At 38.0% G+C, this 21320-nt stretch carries 21 protein-coding genes; 11 read left to right on the forward strand and 10 right to left on the reverse strand.

Annotated elements, in window-relative coordinates; all coding sequences use genetic code 11:
- Positions 1-73: 73 nt before the first annotated feature.
- The 3 genes from KO513_RS08870 to KO513_RS08880 form a co-directional block, all read right to left on the reverse strand.
- Positions 74-283 (reverse strand): hypothetical protein, encoded by a 210-nt coding sequence (locus KO513_RS08870; protein ID WP_215913095.1) that lies wholly within the window; start codon positions 281-283, stop codon positions 74-76.
- Positions 284-391: 108 nt separating this feature from the next.
- Positions 392-1057 (reverse strand): DNA-binding response regulator, encoded by a 666-nt coding sequence (locus KO513_RS08875; RefSeq protein WP_215913096.1) that lies wholly within the window; start codon positions 1055-1057, stop codon positions 392-394.
- Positions 1058-1069: 12 nt separating this feature from the next.
- Positions 1070-3001 (reverse strand): tetratricopeptide repeat-containing sensor histidine kinase, encoded by a 1932-nt coding sequence (locus KO513_RS08880; protein ID WP_215913097.1) that lies wholly within the window; start codon positions 2999-3001, stop codon positions 1070-1072.
- Between the two features lie 538 nt (positions 3002-3539).
- Here KO513_RS08880 and KO513_RS08885 point away from each other — a divergent pair.
- From KO513_RS08885 to KO513_RS08910, 6 genes are read left to right on the forward strand one after another with little or no spacing between them, the layout of a single operon-like run.
- Positions 3540-4436 carry a hypothetical protein gene (locus tag KO513_RS08885; protein ID WP_252735723.1) on the forward strand — a complete coding sequence of 299 codons (897 nt, stop codon included), beginning with the start codon at positions 3540-3542 and terminating at the stop codon, positions 4434-4436.
- Between the two features lie 38 nt (positions 4437-4474).
- Positions 4475-5530, forward strand: coding sequence for a substrate-binding domain-containing protein (locus KO513_RS08890; RefSeq protein ID WP_215913098.1), 1056 nt, complete (start codon positions 4475-4477; stop codon positions 5528-5530).
- 39 nt (positions 5531-5569) lie between these two features.
- Positions 5570-7090: a sugar ABC transporter ATP-binding protein gene (locus tag KO513_RS08895; protein ID WP_215913099.1), complete on the forward strand. Its 1521-nt coding sequence runs from the start codon at positions 5570-5572 to the stop codon at positions 7088-7090.
- A 23-nt stretch (positions 7091-7113) separates the two neighbouring features.
- Entirely contained in the window at positions 7114-8082 is a 969-nt protein-coding gene (locus KO513_RS08900; protein ID WP_215913100.1) for an ABC transporter permease, read from the forward strand.
- Between the two features lie 24 nt (positions 8083-8106).
- Positions 8107-9603: a mannitol dehydrogenase family protein gene (locus KO513_RS08905; RefSeq protein ID WP_215913101.1), complete on the forward strand. Its 1497-nt coding sequence runs from the start codon at positions 8107-8109 to the stop codon at positions 9601-9603.
- On the forward strand, positions 9604-10491 hold the full coding sequence (locus tag KO513_RS08910; RefSeq protein ID WP_215913102.1) for a carbohydrate kinase family protein: 888 nt from the start codon (positions 9604-9606) through the stop codon (positions 10489-10491).
- Positions 10492-10494: 3 nt separating this feature from the next.
- On the opposite strand, the gene KO513_RS08915 is transcribed toward KO513_RS08910, so the two are convergent.
- Positions 10495-11985 (reverse strand): mannitol dehydrogenase family protein, encoded by a 1491-nt coding sequence (locus tag KO513_RS08915; RefSeq protein WP_215913103.1) that lies wholly within the window; start codon positions 11983-11985, stop codon positions 10495-10497.
- Between the two features lie 158 nt (positions 11986-12143).
- On the opposite strand from KO513_RS08915, the gene KO513_RS08920 reads away from it, so the two are divergent.
- The 3 genes from KO513_RS08920 to KO513_RS08930 all read left to right on the forward strand — a co-directional run bounded on the left by KO513_RS08920 (position 12144) and on the right by KO513_RS08930 (position 13943).
- The gene (locus tag KO513_RS08920; protein WP_215913104.1) at positions 12144-12869 is read left to right on the forward strand and encodes an NUDIX hydrolase; all 726 of its coding nucleotides are present in this window, start codon (positions 12144-12146) and stop codon (positions 12867-12869) included.
- A gap of 213 nt (positions 12870-13082) precedes the next feature.
- Positions 13083-13391, forward strand: a complete 309-nt coding sequence (locus tag KO513_RS08925; protein WP_215438677.1) for a T9SS type A sorting domain-containing protein — start codon at positions 13083-13085, stop codon at positions 13389-13391.
- Positions 13392-13619: 228 nt separating this feature from the next.
- Positions 13620-13943, forward strand: a complete 324-nt coding sequence (locus KO513_RS08930; protein ID WP_215438678.1) for a T9SS type A sorting domain-containing protein — start codon at positions 13620-13622, stop codon at positions 13941-13943.
- Between the two features lie 108 nt (positions 13944-14051).
- Here the strand turns inward: KO513_RS08930 and KO513_RS08935 are convergent, their stop codons facing one another.
- On the reverse strand, positions 14052-14483 hold the full coding sequence (locus tag KO513_RS08935; RefSeq protein WP_215438679.1) for an FKBP-type peptidyl-prolyl cis-trans isomerase: 432 nt from the start codon (positions 14481-14483) through the stop codon (positions 14052-14054).
- 265 nt (positions 14484-14748) lie between these two features.
- Here KO513_RS08935 and KO513_RS08940 point away from each other — a divergent pair, with 265 nt between their 5' ends.
- The gene (locus KO513_RS08940; RefSeq protein ID WP_215913105.1) at positions 14749-15726 is read left to right on the forward strand and encodes a LuxE/PaaK family acyltransferase; all 978 of its coding nucleotides are present in this window, start codon (positions 14749-14751) and stop codon (positions 15724-15726) included.
- On the opposite strand, the gene KO513_RS08945 is transcribed toward KO513_RS08940, so the two are convergent.
- Positions 15723-16253, reverse strand: a complete 531-nt coding sequence (locus KO513_RS08945) for a hypothetical protein (RefSeq protein WP_215913106.1) — start codon at positions 16251-16253, stop codon at positions 15723-15725. The genes KO513_RS08940 and KO513_RS08945 overlap by 4 nt on opposite strands.
- 86 nt (positions 16254-16339) lie before the next feature.
- Complete coding sequence (gene tyrS / locus KO513_RS08950; protein ID WP_215913107.1) at positions 16340-17635, reverse strand: tyrosine--tRNA ligase; 1296 nt, start codon at positions 17633-17635, stop codon at positions 16340-16342.
- Between the two features lie 103 nt (positions 17636-17738).
- On the opposite strand from tyrS, the gene KO513_RS08955 reads away from it, so the two are divergent.
- Entirely contained in the window at positions 17739-18746 is a 1008-nt protein-coding gene (locus KO513_RS08955) for an NAD-dependent epimerase/dehydratase family protein (RefSeq protein WP_215913108.1), read from the forward strand.
- Here KO513_RS08955 and KO513_RS08960 read toward each other — a convergent pair.
- The 3 genes from KO513_RS08960 to KO513_RS08970 are packed head-to-tail and all read right to left on the reverse strand — an operon-like array spanning position 18727 to position 21212.
- Positions 18727-19146, reverse strand: a complete 420-nt coding sequence (locus KO513_RS08960) for a DUF4296 domain-containing protein (RefSeq protein ID WP_215913109.1) — start codon at positions 19144-19146, stop codon at positions 18727-18729. The two genes, KO513_RS08955 and KO513_RS08960, sit on opposite strands and share 20 nt — an antisense overlap.
- 1 nt (position 19147) lies before the next feature.
- Positions 19148-20482, reverse strand: coding sequence for a dihydroorotase (locus KO513_RS08965; RefSeq protein ID WP_215913110.1), 1335 nt, complete (start codon positions 20480-20482; stop codon positions 19148-19150).
- A 1-nt stretch (position 20483) separates the two neighbouring features.
- The gene (locus tag KO513_RS08970) at positions 20484-21212 is read right to left on the reverse strand and encodes a polyprenol monophosphomannose synthase (RefSeq protein ID WP_215913111.1); all 729 of its coding nucleotides are present in this window, start codon (positions 21210-21212) and stop codon (positions 20484-20486) included.
- Positions 21213-21320: the final 108 nt, after the last annotated feature.

The following is a 21320-nucleotide window of genomic DNA, read 5'->3' on the forward strand; positions in this document are numbered from 1 at the left end:
TAAAGACCAAACCCACAAATTTGACAATCCCCCAATCATCTCCTCTGCAGGCCGGTCTTATTCTTTATAACTTTTAGGATGGACTACAACAGCTCTTTGCACAACGTTGGCAAGGGTTTGCCTGCTTATAAATTTTTTTAGCTGCATCTACCGCCAAATAATAAGAACCATGAACCCCTAAATCGGTTTTACTCAAAATAAAGGCCAGCAAACTACAATCTTCTTTATGCACATCATAGTCTCCATTGGCCTGAGCCGTATTGTTAACATAGTATCTGGTCATTGGTTATAAAACTTTTGCCAAACCTAACACCTTTACAAAACAATCCCTTACAGATATCCGTAAGGGATTGACATTTATTGGTCGGGTGATATAATGGAAAATATAGTGTTAGATTCTACCTTGTTTTATAAGTTTGGCTATGAGGTGATGGGTGTTCTTTGCCCCAAAAGCATCAAACAATCTGCTTACTTTTTTATCTATGGTACTCTCACTGTTAGGAGAAATATTCTGACTTTTTAATTTTTCGGAGATTTCCTTTTTGGTAAAACCTTCGGCAAGATCTTGTAGAATCATAAGATCATACTTATCCAATTCAAAAAGGGCGCTCCCACCATTTAGGTTAATTTGCGGAGAAACATAGGTACGGTGCTGGGATACCTCCTGTATAGCCATAATCAATTCATTCAACCCATTACGGCCCTTGCAGACATAACCGTTTATTTGCTGATCGGTAAAAAGAGGATTGATTTCAGCTGGGTCATCTACCATAGAATTTACAATAACCTTTATATTGGGGTCTACCACCCGTATAGCCTCAATTAGCGATTGTCCGGAAGTTAGTTTGCGTTCTACCGGCCCTTCCTTGAACGAGAGGTCGGTAATTAACAATTCATACGGCTCCTCGTTTTGAAAAGCAACCTTAAATCTATTATACGCCTTATCGCAATACAGCTCTTCCTGTATATCCTCTACCTCTAACCGGTTCTCCAAGGCATTGACTATACCTTTATTGGTGTCCTGAAAATCTTCGGCAATAAGTATTTTTTTGAACATAATCTGTACTTTTTAATTCGGAATTTCAATCTGGGCCTTAAAACCATCGCCCTTATCTGAATCAAAAGTAAGACTTCCCTTTATTGCCTGAATACGCTTTTCTGTATTCCAGAGTCCATTTTTATTATTTAAGCTACTTTTTGTTGCTCCGTTACCGTTATCGGCATAACTAATTACCAATTTTTTCTTTAACTGTTCAAAATGAATGGACACCACTGTAGCACCACTGTGCTTTTGCATATTTATCATTAGCTCCTGCAGCACTTTGTACAAGGTTTTTTTCGTTAACGCAGAAAGACTATCCCATTCTACCTCCAAACTTCCGGTAACCAGTAACTGTGCATTTCTGCCATAGCCACTTAACATACCAAAAAGCACTTCCTTGAATTTGGGTCCCGTATCCACATCATTGATTTCCCTTGAAAAATCCCGACTTTGGTTATAAAGGCCATCAACCACGTTTAGGACCTCGGTACGCTGGGCTCCGTTTTGGAGTAAAACCATGGCATGATTTAGTTTTCCGGCAAAATCGTCATGTAGTTTTCTAGACAGTTCAGCTTCGGTCTCATACGTAGCTTCTATCTTTACTGTCCTATTTTCCTGTTTTAAGTGCCTTGCCCGTTGCACTAAATAAAACCCCGCAAAAACAGAAACGAATAAGAGTAACGCAAAGCCCGAATAGGATATAATTTTTTGATTTCGCTGTTCAACCACTTCCAATTTGCGTTCCGCATTTTCTTTTTCTAAGCGTAGAATGGACTCCTGTTTAAACCTGTCATCATACCTATATTTTGCAAATTGGGTCTTTACCTTTAATTCTTGCTCGTACAAACTATCTTGCAAAAACACATACCTATTTTTCATTCCTACATCTGCCGGCAATAACTTCATCAGCTGTTTTAAAGCATCCTTTTCCGCACGCGGTATTTTTAAAGATTTAGATAGGCGTATGACCGAATCAAAATAGACTTTGGATTTTTCCAGACTGGCAGCACCATAAAATTCGCCCATATGCGTATAACTGGCTATTTGCCCTCTTTTATCTCCCTTATTAATTCTAATGGTCAACGGCTTTTGAAATTCATCTTCCCGGACAGAAGAGCCTACCAACCACTTTGCATAGGCCAAATTGTCCAAAACCCGAGCATATTCTTTCTGATGTTTCTTTAAAGTGGAGTCATTTGCTATCCTACCCAACAAATCAATAGCATCATCATACGCCTTACTATCTATGTAACTCGCAGCTAGATTATTCTCATAGATCAGCTTATCAATATTTGATTGTGTGGTACCAATTGCTTTTTGATAATATTTTACAGCATCGGAAAAATTCAACAATTTCCTATGATTGGTTGCCAAAGTATTATAGCAATTAGCCCTATCCGCAGGTGATTTCAAAAACTTTAGAGCATCGGTAAGCGTCTCTTTACTACCAAAAAAATCGTTGTTGTTCTTTTGAATAATACCAATGTTCATTAAGTTGTCCCCTACCCCAACACTATCGTTCAGACTTTGATAATATTCTTTTGAACGTGAATAATTTTCAACGGCATTAAAATAATCGTGCTCAATTTCAGCAAAATAATACCCCCTTAAATAATAGTGTTCCGCTAAAAGCGATGCCTTACCTATTTTATCCCTTTGGCTTACCAAAAGATCACTATACTTCAAAAGACTATCATATTGACCCGAGCTAAAATGAAGCATACTTTTTTCATCAAGCACATACCCATAAAGGGAATCAACAACGGGGTCTTTTAGTTTTTTGTAAGATGCATTTATGGCCAGTAGTTTTTCTTGGAGTGAAAGCGACTTCTCTTTTGAAAGGTTATAATACACCAAAGTGCTGTCCGAAACTCCAGTACTGCGAACACCGGAAGGTTCATTCTTTGAAGAACAACAAACTATAAAACAAAAAGAAACTAAAAAAAGTAACTTCTTCACAAGCAATGGGGAATTCTGAGGTTGAACTAAATAATTATGCGTTAAAGCAGGGCTCAAAATAGTAAATTAAATTGGTACTTGCCCTAATCAAACAGCCCTTTGAGATTACCAAGAAAACCTCTTTGAATTCTGACCAAATCACTCCAAAAACATCTGACCGAGACAACTTTTTCATAAAATTCCTCTTTGCTCTTTTTCTAAAGTGACTATGTGTTTTTCTTCAATAGAACATCCTACAAAATGTGGTTATGAATGTTCATTAAACAATGATATTTTCATTTCTCTCATAAAATCATTTAGCCTTATAAACCATAGATACACCCTACTAAACAAACATCAAACGTATAATTTACATTTCATATGAAAATTTCACTTTTTCTAATAAAAGCAAAAGTCTCAAAGGTAATTTCGCATATAATTAAGGTAAAATATGACATTATTTATGTTAATTAATTTGGTAAGTAAAAAAATAAAGTTTTCATTTGCTTAATAAACGTCAAAAAGACGTTTATTTTAATCAACTTGTAACCTTCACATTATGAAACTAATACTACCCATTTCACAAAGTAGAATCGGTTTTACTTTGAAGAATCTACATCCCAAAGAAATTGAACTATTCTATAAAGCCTCTTTTATGACGGTTTTCTTGTTTACTCTCTTCATTGGCATTAATTCAGCTGTAGCACAGGACGAAACAAAAAACAAAGACCGCTACAAACCTTTTAACACTGGCGGCCATCTAAAGAACATGCATATATGGCACGGTTCTGTAGTACATCCCGGAGCCATGTTCGCCACCCATTTGGAATATAATTCAAAGAATGAAAAATTCACACTTGGTGTTTGGGGTGGTGCCGGATTTACCACTACCGATGTTATCCATAATGATTCAGGGCAGAACGTAAGGGCCAACTATAAGGAGGTTTCCATTTATGCCGTCTATCGTCTTTCTGATACATTTTTTGCCGAAGCCGTATCGCACAACAATTACACAGGCGTAGAAGAAAGGGGCGACACACTTCACTATTGGAGCTATGATAAAACACAGGGATATAATTTTGTTGATATCAATTTTGGTTACAACATTACTCCAAACACACTGCTATATCTGGCTACCATTATAGGTGGTGGTTCCGGAGATTATGAAATCCAACCTGATGGCTCTTTAAAAAACTCATGGACGCATTATTTTGAAATAAAGAGCAAAGTATGGAAAATTGACAATTACGAACTATCCTTATTTGCCGGTGGCGCATGGTCTTTCCTAACAGATAAAACATTCTACACCCAGGACAAAGTAAATGTTATTAACGTAGGATTGGCCCTGAACAAGAATATTACCGTAGCCAACTATGAACTACCGGTTGAAGTTACTGCAATGTGGAACCCAGAGAAGCAAGCAACGGTCCTATCGCTTGATTTTTCCTTATTTTAACAAAACCTGAACCTAAATAACAGCTAACAGTATTGATTATGAAAAATAAAAATTCAGCTTTAATGAAAATCATTGGCCCATTCATGGTGATTACTTTACTATTTTTGAGTAGTTGTGCCAGGCAGTTAGAGACAAGCAAATCCTCAAGCAACACATCTGATGATACGGAGGAAAATTTCGTAAGTAAAATAGACCTCTCAGAAAAAAGAATAGGCTATTGCACCCCCTCACTTAACGCACCCTACTACCAAGCGCTGTTCCAAAGCATTAAATCCACTACCGAAAAAAATGGCATGACCTTCTTGTCCGCCGATGGCCAAAATGACATTAACAAACAGATTGCCGCAGTTGAGGATTTAATCACAAAAGGTATTGATGCGCTTCTCCTTAACCCACTAGACCCAGATGCCTTGGTAGGCGTCACCAAAGTCGCCAAAGCTGCCGGTGTTCCAGTATTCATCATAGACAGTTCTATTGACTCATCCGCAGATTTCGTAACCACCATTCAATCCAACAACTTGGCAAACGGAGAACTTGCAGGAGAATGGCTAGCCAAAAAATTCGGTAAAGAAAAAATGAACATAGCCTTATTGAGCGGTAATGCCGGTAACCCAGTGGGCAAAACCCGTAAACAAGGGCTGCTACAGGGCATTACGGAAGAACAACTTAGAACGTTGGGCTATATTGACCTGAACATTAAAACCCAAATGTACACCAACTGGTCCTATGCCGGCGGATTGCAGGCCATGGAAGACGTTTTGGTTGCCCACCCCGATGTAAACGTAGTCATTACCGAATCTGATGTTTGCGTACTAGGAGCTATAAAAGCAATTGCCCAGGCCGGCAAAACTGATGATATTTTAATAGTTGCCGGCGCAGACGGGCAAAAAGAGGCTATTAAATACATTATGGAAACCAATTTTTACGGGTGCACCGCCATGAACAGTCCTGTACAGATAGGAAAAAACGCAGTTCAGTATGCCATTGAATACATGAACGGAAAAACCGATTTCCCTAAGAACTCATATACTGCACCATTACTAATCACAAAAGAGAATGCTGCACAATACTACAGGCCAGATGCTATATTTTAAGGAAGGTCCGCAATACTCAATTAACAAACCTTGTTAAACATGAAGACTAAAAATAGCGAATACCGAGTTGAAATGACCGGAATATCAAAAAGCTTTGGAGTGGTTTCTGTACTTGAAGGTGTAAATCTTAAAGTAAAGCCCGGAGAAATTCATGCACTACTTGGCGAGAATGGTGCCGGCAAATCTACATTAGTAAAAATCCTAAGCGGTGTACACCAAAAAGATGGCGGGAAAATTTTGCTGAATGGCGAAGAGCTAAATCTAAAGAACACACATGAAGGCCAGGTAAAAGGCATTAGTGTGGTCTATCAAGAACTATCGCTGGTAAATGACCTATCCGTTGCCGAGAATATTTATTTGCACAAACTTGGAGCAAATAAGTTTTGGATGAACTGGGAAAAAATAACCCAAGACGCACAAGAACTTATAGACTCTTTAGGCTTTAAGATTGATGCTTCTGCGCGAGTAAGAGATTTGAGTATTGTTCAAAAACAAGTAGTAGAAATTGCCAAAGCCTTGTCCGAAGACACGAAAGTACTGGTACTGGACGAGCCCACTACCGTTTTTGACCCTACTGATACACAAAAATTGTTTGACAATTTGTTCAGGTTAAAGAAAGAAGGCATTTCCATCATTTACATCTCTCACCATTTAGAGGAAATCTTTAAAATAGCAGATTCCATAACAGTCCTTAGGGACGGTGTGGACACAGGTTGCGTGCCCGTTTTCGAGACTGACACGGATAGTGTTATTCGATTAATGATCGGACGCGAACTAAAAGACTTGTACCCTGAACGTCATGCAAAAATAGGATTGGAACCTGTTTTTGAAGTCAAGAACTTAACAGCTAAGAACAACCTGGTTCATGACGTATCGTTTTCCGTTAAACCTGGTGAAGTTCTAGGAATAGCCGGATTAGGAGGTAGCGGAAGGACCGAAACTGCCAAATTGATTTTTGGTGCCGATAAGAAAAAATCGGGAACCTTAATTCTAAACGGAAAAGAGATAAAAACAAAGTCGCCCGTTGATGCTGCAAGACATCAAATAGGTTTTGTATCCGAAGACCGTAAGGAAGAAGGCGTCTTCTTACCACTTTCCATAAGAAAGAACATTAGCATTACCAATTTTGGACCCATTTCCAACAGACTAGGCTTTTTAAAGACGGAAAAAGAGCAAGAAAACGTATCCGCCTTAATTGATAAGCTAAATATCAAGACCCCTAGTTCAGAAGTAAGCGTGGGCAATTTAAGTGGCGGCAACCAACAAAAAGTGGCTTTGGCCAAATGGCTTAGTATAGACAGTAAAGTAATTATAATTGATGAACCCACGCGAGGTGTAGATGTTGGTGCAAAAGTTGAAATCTATAACCTTATAAATGAAGTTGCCCAGAAAGGTGTAGGTGTAGTGGTCATTTCTTCCGATATGCCAGAAATAATGGGTATATCGGACCGAATTCTGGTCATGCACAAGGGCACTTTTTACGGCGAGTTGACCAAAGAGCAATTTTCCGAAGAGAACATTCTTCGCTACTCCATTGGAAAAGCATTAAAAACAACATAATCCAACCATTTAAAAAATAAATCATGGCCTTAACAATAAAACAACAGCTTAGTAGTCCTGGAGGGTTTCTCAAGTTTCTGATCAAACACAACACCATTTTCATTTTTATAGTATTGGTAGTGTTTTCAGCATTAATTTCGGATGTGTTCTTTACATCGGTAAACTTATCCAATTTACTGAAACAGGTTTCCGGTATTGGCATCATTAGCATTGGAATGCTAATCGTTATCCTAACCGGTGGGATAGACCTTTCCGTAGGATCCATGGTGGCTTTGCTAGCTGTTACTTTCGCAATTTTGGTGAATACATTTATTTTACCCCTAGCCATTCTATTGACCGTTATAATCGGATTTTCTTTGGGAAGTATAGCCGGTTATCTTGTAGCATATCAAAAAATGGCACCCTTTATTGCAACCCTTGCCCTAATGACCATTGCAAGGGGCCTAGGTTTCATCTATTCAAAAGGTTCTCCTATTACCTTCACAACTTACGGAGGGCTTTACATGTCCGACTTTGCCAACAATTCAACTTTGGGCATACCTAACATTTCCATTGTATTCTTTATCATCGTCATATGTGCAATGGCAATGCTACGCTACAATGTATTTGGAAGACTTATTATAGCTATAGGGAGCAACGAAGAGGCTTCTAGATTATCAGGTATCAAAGTAAATAAATATAAGTTTTTGGTGTATGCGATTTCTGGGTCTTTGGCAGCAACTGCCGCCATTATTGTTGCCTCCAGAACAAATTTGGGATCACCTAATATGGGTATGGCCTGGGAACTTGATGCCATTGCCGCAGTTGTAATTGGTGGTGCAAGTTTAAATGGGGGAAAAGGAACTGCTATAAACACCTTAATGGGGGTCCTAATTTTAGGCTTGATAAGCAACATCCTAAACCTCCTGAATGTACCCTCCTACCCACAACAGGTGGTAAAAGGAGCCATAATCATCTTTGCCGTTCTCTTACAAAAGTTCGAAAGCAAATAACTAAAAAACATAACGTTACGTAATATGACTAGCTATAAATTAAACAGCAAAAACCTCAGCAAATTTTCAAATGAGACTTTTATCCCAAAATATGATAGGTCTTCTTTAAAAACAGGTATTGTTCACGTAGGCATAGGGGGGTTCCATCGATCTCATGAAGCCTATTACACAGACCAATTACTACATGACCCAGCTAACTCGGATTGGGGTATTTGCGGCATTGCCCTACTGGATTTTGATACTAAAATTTACAATACCCTTAAAGAGCAAGATGGATTGTACACGCTTATTGTGAAGGAATTGGACGGCACCTTGACCAAAAAAATCATAGGCTCTATTGTAGAGTACCTTTTTGCCCCGGAAAACCCAATACAAGTAATAGAGAAAATGGCAAGTGCGGATGTTAAGATTATAACCTTAACGATTACCGAAGGTGGTTACAATTACAACGAAGCAACAGGTGCTTTTGATTTTACAAATCCCTTAATTCAGCATGACTTAGAAAACCCAAGAGCTCCCAAAACAATTTTTGGTTATTTGACCCAAGCATTAAAACTCCGAAAAGAAATGGGTTTGCCCGGCTGCACCATTCAGTCTTGCGATAACATTCAGGGAAATGGGCATATGACTCAAAAAATGTTACTGAGTTTTGTGGATATAGCGGAACCGGAACTTGCGCCTTGGATAAATTCCAACGTATCATTTCCTAATGCCATGGTAGATAGAATCACCCCCGCTACATCTGAAAAAGACATTGCCTTATTAACAGAATCTAGCGGAATTGAGGATGCATGGCCCGTAGTTTGCGAACCGTTTAAGCAATGGGTCATAGAAGATGATTTTATCTCCGGAAGACCTGCCTGGGAAACCGTAGGCGCCCAATTTGTTGAAGACGTAGTTCCCTATGAAAAAATGAAGCTCAGTCTGTTGAATGCGGGGCATTCGGTTTTGGGAATCCTAGGCGCTCTAATTGGCTATGAAACTATTGACGAATCTGTTCATAACAAAGCCATACAAGCCTTCTTACACACATATATGGATGAAGAGGTGACTCCTACTTTAGGCAGTTTGGAAGGAATCGATTTAAAAACGTACAAACAGTCACTGCTTCAAAGATTTGGAAATATTTACATTAAAGATCAAATAGACCGAATTTGTTCCGAAAGCTCCGCTAAAATTCCCATTTTTATTTTACCCACAGTACATACCCAATTAAAAAATGGCGGCCCTATTGAACATGCAGCTTTTGTAATAGCAGCTTGGGCCATTTACAGTGCCGGTATTGATGAAAAAGGAAACGCTTTGAACATTAAAGATGCCCTTGAAACAATCCTAAAAGAAAAAGCACTGGTTGCCAAAGAAAATCCCGCGGCTTTTTTAGAAATAGAATCCGTTTTTGGAAAACTAAATCAATCAAAAAGATTTGTTGATTCTTATTCAAAAGCCTATCATAACATTCTAAAACATGGCGTAGAAGAATGTGTAAATAAAATGAACAATAAAGCTCTAAATAATATTTAAATGAAAAATATAGTTTGTTTTGGAGAAGTTCTTTGGGATGTATTTCCAACTCACAAAAAGATTGGAGGAGCTCCTTTAAATGTTGCCTCGCGTTTAAAATCATTGGAGAACAGGGTAAGCTTGATAAGCAAGGTAGGAAATGATGCGCCAGGTAGCGAAATAATTGATTTCCTAAACAAACAAGGTATTGACACTCAAAGTATAAAAGTTGACCATACCCTGAAAACCGGAGACGTAAAAGTTTCTTTGGACAACCAAGGTTCAGCCACTTACAGCATAGAGTTCCCCAGAGCTTGGGACTACATTGAACTCACCCCGGACACCATAAATATTACCCGGACTGCAGATGCGTTTATTTATGGAAGTTTGGCTGCAAGAAACCACCTCTCTAAAAACACACTATCTGCACTTTTGAAATTGGCCAAGTATAAGATTTTTGATGTGAATCTTAGAGACCCTCATTATACAACTGATACCTTGTCCGAACTCATGGACGCTGCCAATTTCATTAAGTTTAATGACGACGAAATTCTTGAAATAGCGAAAGCGCTAGATTTTGAATCTGAGTCTCTAGAAGAGAACATCAAATTTATAGCGAAGTATACCAATACAGAATCTATTTGTGTTACAAGAGGCGGTAAAGGTGCCATACTCTATAGAAACGATTTATTTTATTACAACAATGGCTACCCAATTGTTGTGGTAGACACTGTTGGCGCCGGAGATTCTTTTTTGGCATCTCTGATCAACAAGTTACTTAAAGGTACTCCCCCTCAAAATGCGCTTGACTATGCCTGTGCTATTGGTGCAATTGTGGCCAGCCATGAAGGAGCCAACCCAAAAATAGAGAAAGCTACTATTGACCAAATGATTTATGTGCAATCTTAAATGTTATAACAGATTAGCATTAAAATCCTTTATACACTCTTTAATCGTGCGCGTTCTAATATGATTTAGATAGCGCACGTACTTTTCTACAAAAATGTAACTGTTCTTTAAATCGCCAAAAACAGAATCTATTTCTAAAAACCTAAGCGGTTCCTGCTGAGATTGGGTAGCTCTTCTAATTAAAACATTACTAATAGAGTCGGATATTTTATAGGCTTTACCTTGATCATCCAAACCATCATAATACTTACACCATGCGGCAACAAAAAAAGCAACGCTATCAATAACCTTGTCTTTAGACAACTGCGCCTGTACCGTTGGTAAAATAAAGATGGGGACTTTTACAGAACTTTCGTTGCAAATTCTTGACAGGCTATCATAAATATACGGGTTCTTAAATCTGGTAATTAAAGTAGATTTATAATTTTCCACCAAATGAACCTCGGCCTTGTCCAGCACAGGAATGACCTCTTCATCCATAAAAGTTTTTAGGAAAAGCATAAAATCTTCATCGTTTGCAGCCTTACCAACGGTTTTATATCCATGAAGCGTGCCCAACACCCCCAACAGGGTATGACCTGCATTAAGCAACTGAAGCTTCATTTTATCATAAAATTCAATATGCTCCACAAACTGCACTCCTACCTTTTCCCACTCTGGTCTTCCATGGAAAAAATTATCCTCTATTACCCAATTTGAAAAAGGCTCACAGACTACCGGCCATTGATCTTCAATTAAAAAATCGTTTTTCAAGATTTCAATATCCTCTGGGCGTGTGAGCGGTGTAATCCTATCTACCATTGAATTGGGAAACGTTGTGTTTTCCTTTAACCAAGGCAATAATTCGGGCTCCATCTTATTTACATAATTGAAAAAAGAAGCTTTCATCGTATCTCCGTTCCCTTTGATATTGTCACACGATAAGATAGTACAACCCGTTAGGCCCCTGAACTTCCTCAACTTAAAGGCTTGCACCAAGTATCCAAAAACGGTTTTAGGATAAAACGGATTTCTCATATCCTCTTCTACAACGGGATTCTCTTGGTCAAACTCTCCCGTTATCTCATTTAAATTATACCCGTCTTCGGCAATAGTCAACGAAATTATTTCAATATCAGGATGAGCAAGTCTTTCAATAACCGCCATGGGATTTTCAGGACCAAAAAAATACTCTACAATAGAGCCAATAACTTTTATTTGATGAGACCCATTGGCATCTTTCATTACCAAACTATAAAGACCGTCTTGATCCTTTAACACATTATATATCTTTCGGTCTGCATCCAAAAGGTCTATTCCACATATACCAAAATTCAGTTCATTATGCTTTTCTATCAATTCGTGCATATAATATGCTTGATGCGCTCTATGAAAATTACTTACCCCTATATGAGCAATACTTGTTTTAATTTTGTCCCGATCAAACACAGGGGTCAATACCCTATTCTGCAGTGCTCCTACGTTCTCAATATTTAAGTATAATGGGTTTTGCATGTTTTTTTACAATAAAGAATCAGTGTCCAAAATCTTTGAATTTACATAAAAAATAAAATTATATCTATATTTTTTAAGGGTTCATTGTATATTGACGAAATAGAACTTCAGGCCCATGCAAAATGAAGTTTAAAACAAAGATAAGAGAGCCGTATTAAATGGATTTTAGAAAACTGGATAACGTATCTGTTAATTGTGTCATTTTTGGCTTAGGCCCAGAAGGTCTGTATGTTTTATTGCAAAAACGAACGCTAAATATGTTCCGAAAAGAGTACCCAATAATTGATGACTGGGTCATTACGGGAGAACGTGCTTTTATCAACAAAACCTTAGAGGAGTCTGCCAATAGTATCTTTAAAAGCATAACCAACCTTAACGAGTTCAACAGGATCCAATTTCACACCTACGGCATTACTTCTAGAATTAAAACCGACAAAGATTTGTTGTGGACCAAAAGTCAAGGACTCAAAACACAATCCATGACTATTGCGTACTATTTTGTTCAACCCAAAAAGAACATTAAACTAAGTAATGATGAATTTAAGTGGTTTCCGCTAAAGGCTTTACCAGAACTGGGGTTTGACCATAAAAAAATAATTGAGGACGCTCAAGAAGATTTGAAGCAAAAAATCATGGTTGAGCCCATTATATTTGATTTTATATCACATAAGTTCACCTTAAACGAACTTCAAATTGCTTTTGAATCTGTCCTGAATATTGAAATTGACAATCGAAATTTCCGAAAAAAGGTTCTAAAGAAAATTTATATTGTCCCTTTAAATGAAACCCGAAAGGGCAACGCAAAAAAGCCCTCCAAACTCTATGTTTTTAGCCGGGATGTATATGATAAAGTAACCGAAAAAGACCTAATCATAAATATTTAAGAGCTTACGCTACCCTAAGTTCAATTTTCAAGTTAAAATAGCTCTACCAAAAAAATGGATTAAGTTATTCGTATAGGGCAAACCATTAAATGTTGGTCAATTAATGCTCTCAAAGTTCCGATTATACATATTTTCTTACATTTCATAAATTCGGGCAACGATCAAAATAAAGATTTCGTATATTCGTGGTATATTATTTGCTCACATAATTATATGAAGCACTTTTACCTAATTATTACATTCTTGTGTATCTCGTTTTCCTATGGGCAAGAAACCCAGAGTAATGGAGATATTAAGGGTTTTAAACTTTACCCAAATCCTGTTACGAATGGCAAGGTGTACATTAGCACAAATGACAATGCACCCAAGCAAGTTCTAATTTATGATGTTTTGGGTACGCAGGTTCTAGAAACCAAAATTAACGGCAACGAACTCTATCTTTCTGATCTTGATGCTGGTGTTTATGTATTACGGGTCTATCAAAACAATAAAGTAGCTACAAGAAAATTAATCGTTAAGTAGCACTTTTCTTTTTACAACAGCACCTTTTCCGAATCCTCTTATTTTCAATTTATTACAACCAAGACACCTGTCGACAAACTTCAAACCCCTGTCGATGAATGGTAACAAAATAGCGATGAACGGAAACTGATGTGGCGTTCACCAACACCCAGGCCATTTTCACAACATTTCAGAACAATCACCCGCCCCATTTTCTACCTTTAAACTGTTGACCCCAAATCAATAGTTATGCGCATTACCTACTTTATGCTTTTCATGGTATTTACCATTGGAATGTCCGCCCAAGATTCATTTGATTTTCAAAATCAAAAAAAAGAAGAAATTCCCGGTTTTAAGCTATACCCCAATCCTGCTTTTAATGATGTGGTAAATGTTATTACCAGAGACAACCAATCAAAATATATTAAAGTTTACGATGTCTTCGGAAAAATTGTGCTTACGGACCAAATTTCCAAGAGCAATCTAAATATCTCTAGGCTTGTACCAGGTGTATATGTGCTTCAGGTTACGGAAAACCAAAAAACCAGCAACCGAAAACTGGTTGTAAAGTAGCCCAAAAAAAAAGCTCCCTTTCAGGAGCTATTTCAATTTAATTAAAAAACAAATATGTAATGTTTTACCATATCATCCCTTTATACAAGGGGTTCATATGATACAACTTTATAATATCTCTACTACCTCTAGATCAAAAACAAGGTCTTTACCTGCTAAAGGGTGGTTACCGTCAACAACAATACTTTCTTCTTTTACCTCAGTAACCAATAAATTAATTTCCTGCCCGCTTTGGGTCTGAGAAACAAGTCCCATTCCTACTTTAGGCTCAATATCCTGCGGCAATTGACTCTTTGGAACTTCCTGTATCAATTCTGCTTTAGGCTCTCCGTAAGCTTCCTCTTTAGGTATATTAACGGTTTTTTTCTCATTGACTTTCATATCAATCAGACCTTTTTCAAACCCAGGTATCAATTGTCCCTGACCCATAGTAAATTCAATAGGCTCTCCTCTTTCAACAGAGCTATCAAAAACTTCACCTGTAGTCAACTTACCTGTGTAATGTACTTTTACCTTATCGTTCTCTTTAATTTGACTCATAATATCATTTTAAAAAACAGCAAAATGCTATTTTATAGCTATTTTGGTAAAGGTACAGGTATAAAAACGGCTACAAAATCTTTAACCCAAGCCTTCCTTGTATTTAGAAAACATTAACATTTTACACCTGATTAGTTAAAAGAATTAACAATTAAAAAAATGGTTACTTACGAATAACCAGATACATTAAAAATATACACTTTTACCCATCTTGTTTATTTTTTACAGAAAAGGATATCACTATTTTTGCACAAGGAATAGCATTATGAACGGTAGTGAAATATTTAAAATAAATACACAGAGCGAATTTGACGCCCAAGCTTTAAAAGTTTTTAGGCACCAGTATCGCACCAATGCCGTGTACCAAGAATTTTGTACCTATTTAGGTAAGTCCGATGCAAATGTTGATGAAGTTTCCGCAATCCCCTTTTTACCCATTTCTTTTTTTAAATCGAAAGAAATTATTTCCGGAGATAAGCACCCAGAAACAATTTTTACGAGTAGCGGCACTACCGGAAGCAACACCAGCAAACATTTTGTAAACCGGCTTTCTCTGTATGAGAAAAGTTTCAGACATGCATTTGAACTATTTTACGGTAAAGTTGAAGATTTTTGCGTTCTGGCCCTGTTACCTTCTTATCTGGAAAGAGAAGGCTCATCTCTTATTTATATGGTTGATGATATGATTAAGCAGAGCCAGCATCCGGATAGCGGCTTTTATCTTAACGACCTAAATGGTTTACGCAATAAACTGATTCAACTAGACGCAAACGGTCAAAAAATATTGCTTATTGGAGTTTCTTTTGCCCTTTTGGACATGGTTGAAATCAATACGCTAAAACTAAAGAACACCGTAATCATGGAAACGGGCGGCATGAAAGGCCGACGAAAGGAACTTATTCGCGAAGAACTTCATTCTATCTTAAAAGAAGGCTTTGGCGTACCGGTCATACATTCTGAATATGGCATGACAGAACTATTATCCCAAGGCTATTCAAAAGGAAACGGTATTTTTGAAACTCCTCCTTGGATGAAAATCCTAATCCGCGATACGGAAGACCCACTAGCCTACCAAGACCATAAAAAAACTGGAGGTATTAATGTTATAGATTTGGCAAATATTGATTCATGTGCATTTATAGCTACGCAAGATTTAGGCAAGACCTATGAAAACGGCACTTTTGAAGTATTGGGCCGTTTTGACCATTCCGATGTTAGAGGCTGTAATTTAATGGTTCTTTAAAGTCCCAATATTTTGGCATCAACAAAGAATGTAGAGTTTACGTCAATCTCATGATCAGTACTCATTGCCTCGTCCGTAACGGTTTCCAATCTAAGATTGAATTTATCTTTTTTAATGTAATCCTTAAGATCTACGTCTATAACATCTACATCTAAAACATCACCCACAGTTTCTTCTACCTCATCCTTGGAAGCTATCATAATTTCATCTAAATCTTCTGCAGAAATATAAACTTTTAAAGATTCAAGAAAACTAAAATCACTATCGTCCGGAGAGGTAATCTCCAATTCCAACTTAGTTAGTTTAATTTCCTCAATCAAATCTTTACGCGTATCATTCACCTCAAATTCTGATTCCGAATTAGTTTCTACATCGGGTGTAAAGATTTCAAAAGGAAGGTCTATTCCCGCTGTGGATGGAATGGTCACCTGGGTTGTATAATCCAGATCAAATTTGGTAAGCTCGTCTAACTTATCACAAGAAGTCAGTGTAGCAAAAACGGTAAGAATCAATAAAAATTTACGCATCTAATTCGGGTTTGAAAAATGTTACTGGCTACATAACGCTTTCCAAGCCCGTTTTAGTCTACCTTTTATCTTAAAAAACGGCCGAACTATTGTACCACTAAAACAAAATAGTTCTTTTTACCCCGCTGTAACAAAACAAATTTGCCGTTGATCAAGTCACTATCCGTAATGAGATAATCTGCTTTTACTTTTTCTTTATTTACAGAGATAGAATTCTGTTTCAGCTCCCTTCTTGCTTCACTGTTTGATGCTAAAAACCCCGTTTTATCCGCAAGTGCACCAATCATATCCAATCCTGGAGTAAGCTCCTCTTTAGAAATTTCGGCTTGTGGTACTCCGTCAAAAACATCTAAAAAAGTCTTTTCGTTCAAACCTTTCAAATCTTCCGAAGTAGACCGTCCAAAAAGAATGTTACTAGCCTTTTGAGCATTTTCCAAATCTTCCTGTGAGTGTACCATTACGGTAATCTCTTCGGCCAAACGCTTCTGCAAAGCACGCATGTGCGGTGCTTCTTGGTGCTCTTTTATCAACTCGTCTATTTCTTCTTTGGAAAGAAACGTGAATATTTTAATGTACTTCTCAGCATCTATATCTGAGGTATTCAACCAATATTGGTAAAATTTATAGGGTGAAGTCCTTTCGGAATCAAGCCAAATATTACCTCCTTCGGTCTTTCCGAATTTAGTACCATCCGCTTTTGTAATCAACGGGCAGGTAAGCGCATAGCCTTTGCCTCCCCCTATTCTTCTTATAAGTTCCGTTCCTGTGGTAATATTTCCCCACTGGTCACTACCGCCCATTTGCAACGTACAATTATGGTTTTGGTACAAGTACAGAAAATCATACCCCTGTACCATTTGGTAGGTAAACTCGGTAAAGGACATTCCTTCCTTGGATTCCGCTGAAAGTCTCTTTTTAACCGAATCCTTGGCCATCATATAGTTTACGGTAATATGCTTGCCCACGTCCCTTATAAAATCTAGAAACGAAAAATCCTTCATCCAGTCATAATTATTGACCAAGATGGCAGCATTGTCCCCATCACCATCAAAATCCAAAAACCGCGACAATTGTTCCTTTATAGCTTCTTGGTTATGACGGAGCGTAGGCTCGTCCAATAAATTACGCTCTGCTGATTTTCCGGAAGGATCACCTATCATACCCGTAGCACCACCAATAAGCGCATAAGGTTTATGGCCTGCCAATTGAAAATGACGCAACATCATTACCCCTACCAAATGGCCAATGTGCAAAGAATCTGCAGTAGGATCAATACCCACATAGGCAGATTGCATTTCGTTCATTAAATGTTCCTCGGTTCCCGGCATTGCGTCATGCAACATGCCTCTCCATTTTAATTCTTCTACAAAGTTTGAAGTCATGTCCGTCTATTCTGTAAATTTAGCTGCAAATATAAAAGTAAATCGCCGCCCAACCCTTGAATAATACAGGAAATTATTCAGCGCTATTCGCTAACTTTGGAACATGATATTGGTTACAGGAGGAACGGGGTTGGTAGGTTCGCATCTTTTATTGAAATTGGTGCAGAGCGGTAGTTCCGTTAGGGCCATTCACAGAAAGCAAAGCAATCTGGAACGTGTGCGCAAAATTTTTGGGTATTACACAGATGATGCCCAAACCCTGTTTGATAAAATTGAATGGATAGAGGCCGATATTATAGATATTCCCGCCTTGGAAATTGCTTTTGACCAGATTACCCACGTATACCACACTGCAGCTCTTATTTCATTTGACCCTCAAAACTTTGATACGCTAGAAAAAATAAACACGGAAGGAACCGCCAATATTGTAAACTTATGTATTGCCCATGGTGTACAAAAGCTATGTTATACCAGTACCATTGGCGCCATAGGAAGAACATTGGGAAGTGGCATGGCAGATGAAGAAAATGCGTGGACCCCTCGTGAAGCCAATGTATATGGACTTACCAAACAGGCAGCGGAAATGGAAGTCTGGCGTGGTTCCCAAGAAGGCTTGCCCGTAGTTATGGTCAACCCCGGGGTAATCATAGGTCCGGGATTCTGGCATAGCGGTAGTGGAGATTTGTTTACCGTAGCAAAAAAAGGGTATCGGTTTTACCCTCCTGGTGGCACAGGCTTTATCATAGTGCATGACGTGATTAAAATGATGGTAACCTTGATGAATTCAGAAATTACCAACGAACGCTATATTGCCGTAGCCGAAAATCTGACGTTCAAAGAGATTCTGACCAAAATAACTGTAGAACTCGGCATAAAGTCACCATCCGTGCAACTAAAGTATTGGCAACTTGAAATAGGAAGATGGTTAGATTGGCTAAAAAACCTATTCTTTAAAAATGGAAGGAGAATCACCAAAAACTCTATTCATTCCTTAAAGCACCGAGAAATCTACAACAATCAAAAAATAAAAAACGCCTTAAACTTTGAATTTGAGGCGTTGGATGAAACTATTTCATTTTGTTGTGAAAAATTTAAGGAAGAGTATCATTAGTTTTGGCCTTGGCTTTTTCCCTTTCTAATTTTTCCTTGGCCACTCTAAGACTATCGTTCACCTTTTTCTGCTCTTCCAAAACCTTGGCCTCAGACTCAAGGTTAGCCTCTACCTCCTTATAAATTTTTTCGTATTCTACAGGTAGTGAAGCGTAATAGCGATCACTTTCTACCAGTTGCAAACTATCTATATTGTACTTTTCAAAAATATAGTCCATAGGCTCTACATCATTGTCCCTAAGCACCTGCATATTAGTTGTTTTAGCAGCGTTCACTACGGCCAAGTCCTGAAGAATGGCCACCATTTGCTCCCTTGGAATAAGGTTTTCAGGCTTTTCCAAAAGCTGCTCATTACAGGATATAATCGTAAAAAATACCAGAACCGCTGCTAACTTCTTCATATTATCTATTGAATGTTAATCGCTTTGCATTGCGCTCTGGAGAAAAGTTTCCGTTTTCATAGGCCAAGTGACCGTTAACAAATGTGTGCGTCACAGAAGACTTAAAGGTAGTGCCTTCAAACGGAGACCATTTGCATTTGTACGCTATATTTTCTTTTGTTACTTGGTAAGGAGCGTTCATATCTACCACTACCAAATCTGCAAAATAGCCTTCTCTAATATAGCCTCTTTTTTCAATCTGAAATAGTATAGCAGGATTATGACACATTTTCTGCACCACTTTTTCTACGGAAATCACATTCTCATGCACTTTATCCAATAAAGCGGTGAGTGCATGTTGCACCAATGGACCGCCCGATGGCGCTTTGGTATACACGTTATCTTTTTCACTTAATAAATGGGGGGCGTGATCCGTTGCTATAACATCCAAACGGTCATCCAACAATGCTTTCCACAACTGGTCCCTATCCGCTGCCGTTTTCACTGCAGGATTCCATTTGATCAAAGTGCCCTTGGTATCATATTCCGCTTCTGAGAACCATAAATGGTGCACACAGACCTCTGCTGTAATTTTCTTCTGCTCTAACGGAATATCGTTCCTGAACAAATCTGTTTCCTTTCCGGTAGACAAATGAAAAACATGTAGACGGGCACCTGTTTTTTTAGCTAATGCCACAGCCTTTGAAGAAGAAAGATAACAAGCCTCTTCACTTCTTATAATAGGATGGTATTTTACGGGAATATCATCTCCAAACTTCTCTTTATACTCGGCAAGGTTTCTTTTAATGGTTCCCTCATCTTCACAATGTGCCGAGATTACCATTTCTGTATTTCTAAAAATCTTCTCAATTACTTCCTCATTATCTACCAGCATATTACCTGTGGAAGACCCCAAAAAGAGTTTTACACCTGAACAGGCGTTTTTATCCAATCGTTTTAATTCTTCCAAATTATCATTGGTACCTCCAAAAGGAAATGAATAATTGGCAAAACTGGACTTGGCACCCATTTGAAATTTTTCCTCTAACTTTTCTATAGTAGTAGTTTGCGGATTGGTATTGGGCTGCTCCATATAAGTTGTGATTCCACCAGCTACGGCAGCTCTACTTTCGGAGGAGATATCTCCCTTATGCGTAAGGCCCGGCTCTCTAAAATGCACCTGATCATCTATAACTCCCGGCAAAAGGTATTTACCTTCGATATCTATAATTTTAGCGGTATCATCAGAAATATTAGCTTCAATTTTCATGATAATATCATCCTGAAGCAACACATCGCTCTCAAAAATCGAGTTCTCGTTTACGATTTTGGCATTCTTAATCAATATTTTTCCCATACTAAAATCTAGATTTTTGAAACATACTGCGCATTTTCATCATAAAAACGCCAACGATAGCTTCATTGATAATTGATGACGACATTTTTGATTTTCCCCTTACTCTATCTCTAAATATGATAGACACTTCCTCAATCTTATAATTTTTGAGATACGCCCTAAATTTCATTTCAATCTGAAAAGCATACCCTATAAACCGTACGGAATCTAGACTTATATTTTCTAGAACATGACGTCTATAGACCACAAAGCCAGCGGTTGGGTCATGTATACGCATTCCCGTTATCATCTTTACATAAAAAGAAGCCCCATAAGAAAGTAACACCCTATACAAAGGCCAATCTACCACGTTCACTCCTTTTTTATAACGCGAACCTACAACTACATCCGCGCCATTGGCACATGCCCTGTAAAGCCTTAACAAATCTTCTGGATTATGAGAAAAATCGGCATCCATTTCAAAAATGTAGTCATATCCTTTTGCAATGGCCCATTTAAAACCGTGTATATAAGCCGTACCCAAACCGGATTTTTGCTTTCTGACCTCTAAAAAAAGTCTTCCGGAAAATTCCTTTTGCAACTCTATTACTTTTGCAGAAGTGCCATCCGGCGAGTTGTCATCTACTATAAGAACATGAAAATCTTTAGTGAGACCAAAGACCGCTCTAATAATAGCTTCTATATTCTCTATCTCGTTGTAAGTGGGGATAATAACTAGGCTGTCTGACACGGATTCGCTTGAATTTTGACAAAAATAACATTTTAAAAGTCTCCAAAAAATGCCAACTATGGAATTGTGAAATTTTTAAAGGTCGGCTATCTATCAGAATTCGTAATT

Source organism: Zobellia sp. B3R18, from assembly GCF_018860715.1.
In the GTDB taxonomy this organism is placed as follows: domain Bacteria; phylum Bacteroidota; class Bacteroidia; order Flavobacteriales; family Flavobacteriaceae; genus Zobellia; species Zobellia russellii.

Bases quoted from the DNA above. Each gene is read 5' to 3' on its own strand.
- KO513_RS08870 (WP_215913095.1), bottom strand. From the start codon at position 283: ATGACCAGATACTATGTTAACAATACGGCTCAGGCCAATGGAGACTAT.
- KO513_RS08875 (WP_215913096.1), bottom strand. From the start codon at position 1,057: ATGTTCAAAAAAATACTTATTGCCGAAGATTTTCAGGACACCAATAAA.
- KO513_RS08885 (WP_252735723.1), top strand. From the start codon at position 3,540: ATGAAACTAATACTACCCATTTCACAAAGTAGAATCGGTTTTACTTTG.
- KO513_RS08890 (WP_215913098.1), top strand. From the start codon at position 4,475: ATGAAAAATAAAAATTCAGCTTTAATGAAAATCATTGGCCCATTCATG.
- KO513_RS08895 (WP_215913099.1), top strand. From the start codon at position 5,570: ATGAAGACTAAAAATAGCGAATACCGAGTTGAAATGACCGGAATATCA.
- KO513_RS08900 (WP_215913100.1), top strand. From the start codon at position 7,114: ATGGCCTTAACAATAAAACAACAGCTTAGTAGTCCTGGAGGGTTTCTC.
- KO513_RS08905 (WP_215913101.1), top strand. From the start codon at position 8,107: ATGACTAGCTATAAATTAAACAGCAAAAACCTCAGCAAATTTTCAAAT.
- KO513_RS08910 (WP_215913102.1), top strand. From the start codon at position 9,604: ATGAAAAATATAGTTTGTTTTGGAGAAGTTCTTTGGGATGTATTTCCA.
- KO513_RS08915 (WP_215913103.1), bottom strand. From the start codon at position 11,985: ATGCAAAACCCATTATACTTAAATATTGAGAACGTAGGAGCACTGCAG.
- KO513_RS08920 (WP_215913104.1), top strand. From the start codon at position 12,144: ATGGATTTTAGAAAACTGGATAACGTATCTGTTAATTGTGTCATTTTT.
- KO513_RS08925 (WP_215438677.1), top strand. From the start codon at position 13,083: ATGAAGCACTTTTACCTAATTATTACATTCTTGTGTATCTCGTTTTCC.
- KO513_RS08930 (WP_215438678.1), top strand. From the start codon at position 13,620: ATGCGCATTACCTACTTTATGCTTTTCATGGTATTTACCATTGGAATG.
- KO513_RS08935 (WP_215438679.1), bottom strand. From the start codon at position 14,483: ATGAGTCAAATTAAAGAGAACGATAAGGTAAAAGTACATTACACAGGT.
- KO513_RS08940 (WP_215913105.1), top strand. From the start codon at position 14,749: ATGAACGGTAGTGAAATATTTAAAATAAATACACAGAGCGAATTTGAC.
- KO513_RS08945 (WP_215913106.1), bottom strand. From the start codon at position 16,253: ATGCGTAAATTTTTATTGATTCTTACCGTTTTTGCTACACTGACTTCT.
- tyrS (WP_215913107.1), bottom strand. From the start codon at position 17,635: ATGACTTCAAACTTTGTAGAAGAATTAAAATGGAGAGGCATGTTGCAT.
- KO513_RS08955 (WP_215913108.1), top strand. From the start codon at position 17,739: ATGATATTGGTTACAGGAGGAACGGGGTTGGTAGGTTCGCATCTTTTA.
- KO513_RS08960 (WP_215913109.1), bottom strand. From the start codon at position 19,146: ATGAAGAAGTTAGCAGCGGTTCTGGTATTTTTTACGATTATATCCTGT.
- KO513_RS08965 (WP_215913110.1), bottom strand. From the start codon at position 20,482: ATGGGAAAAATATTGATTAAGAATGCCAAAATCGTAAACGAGAACTCG.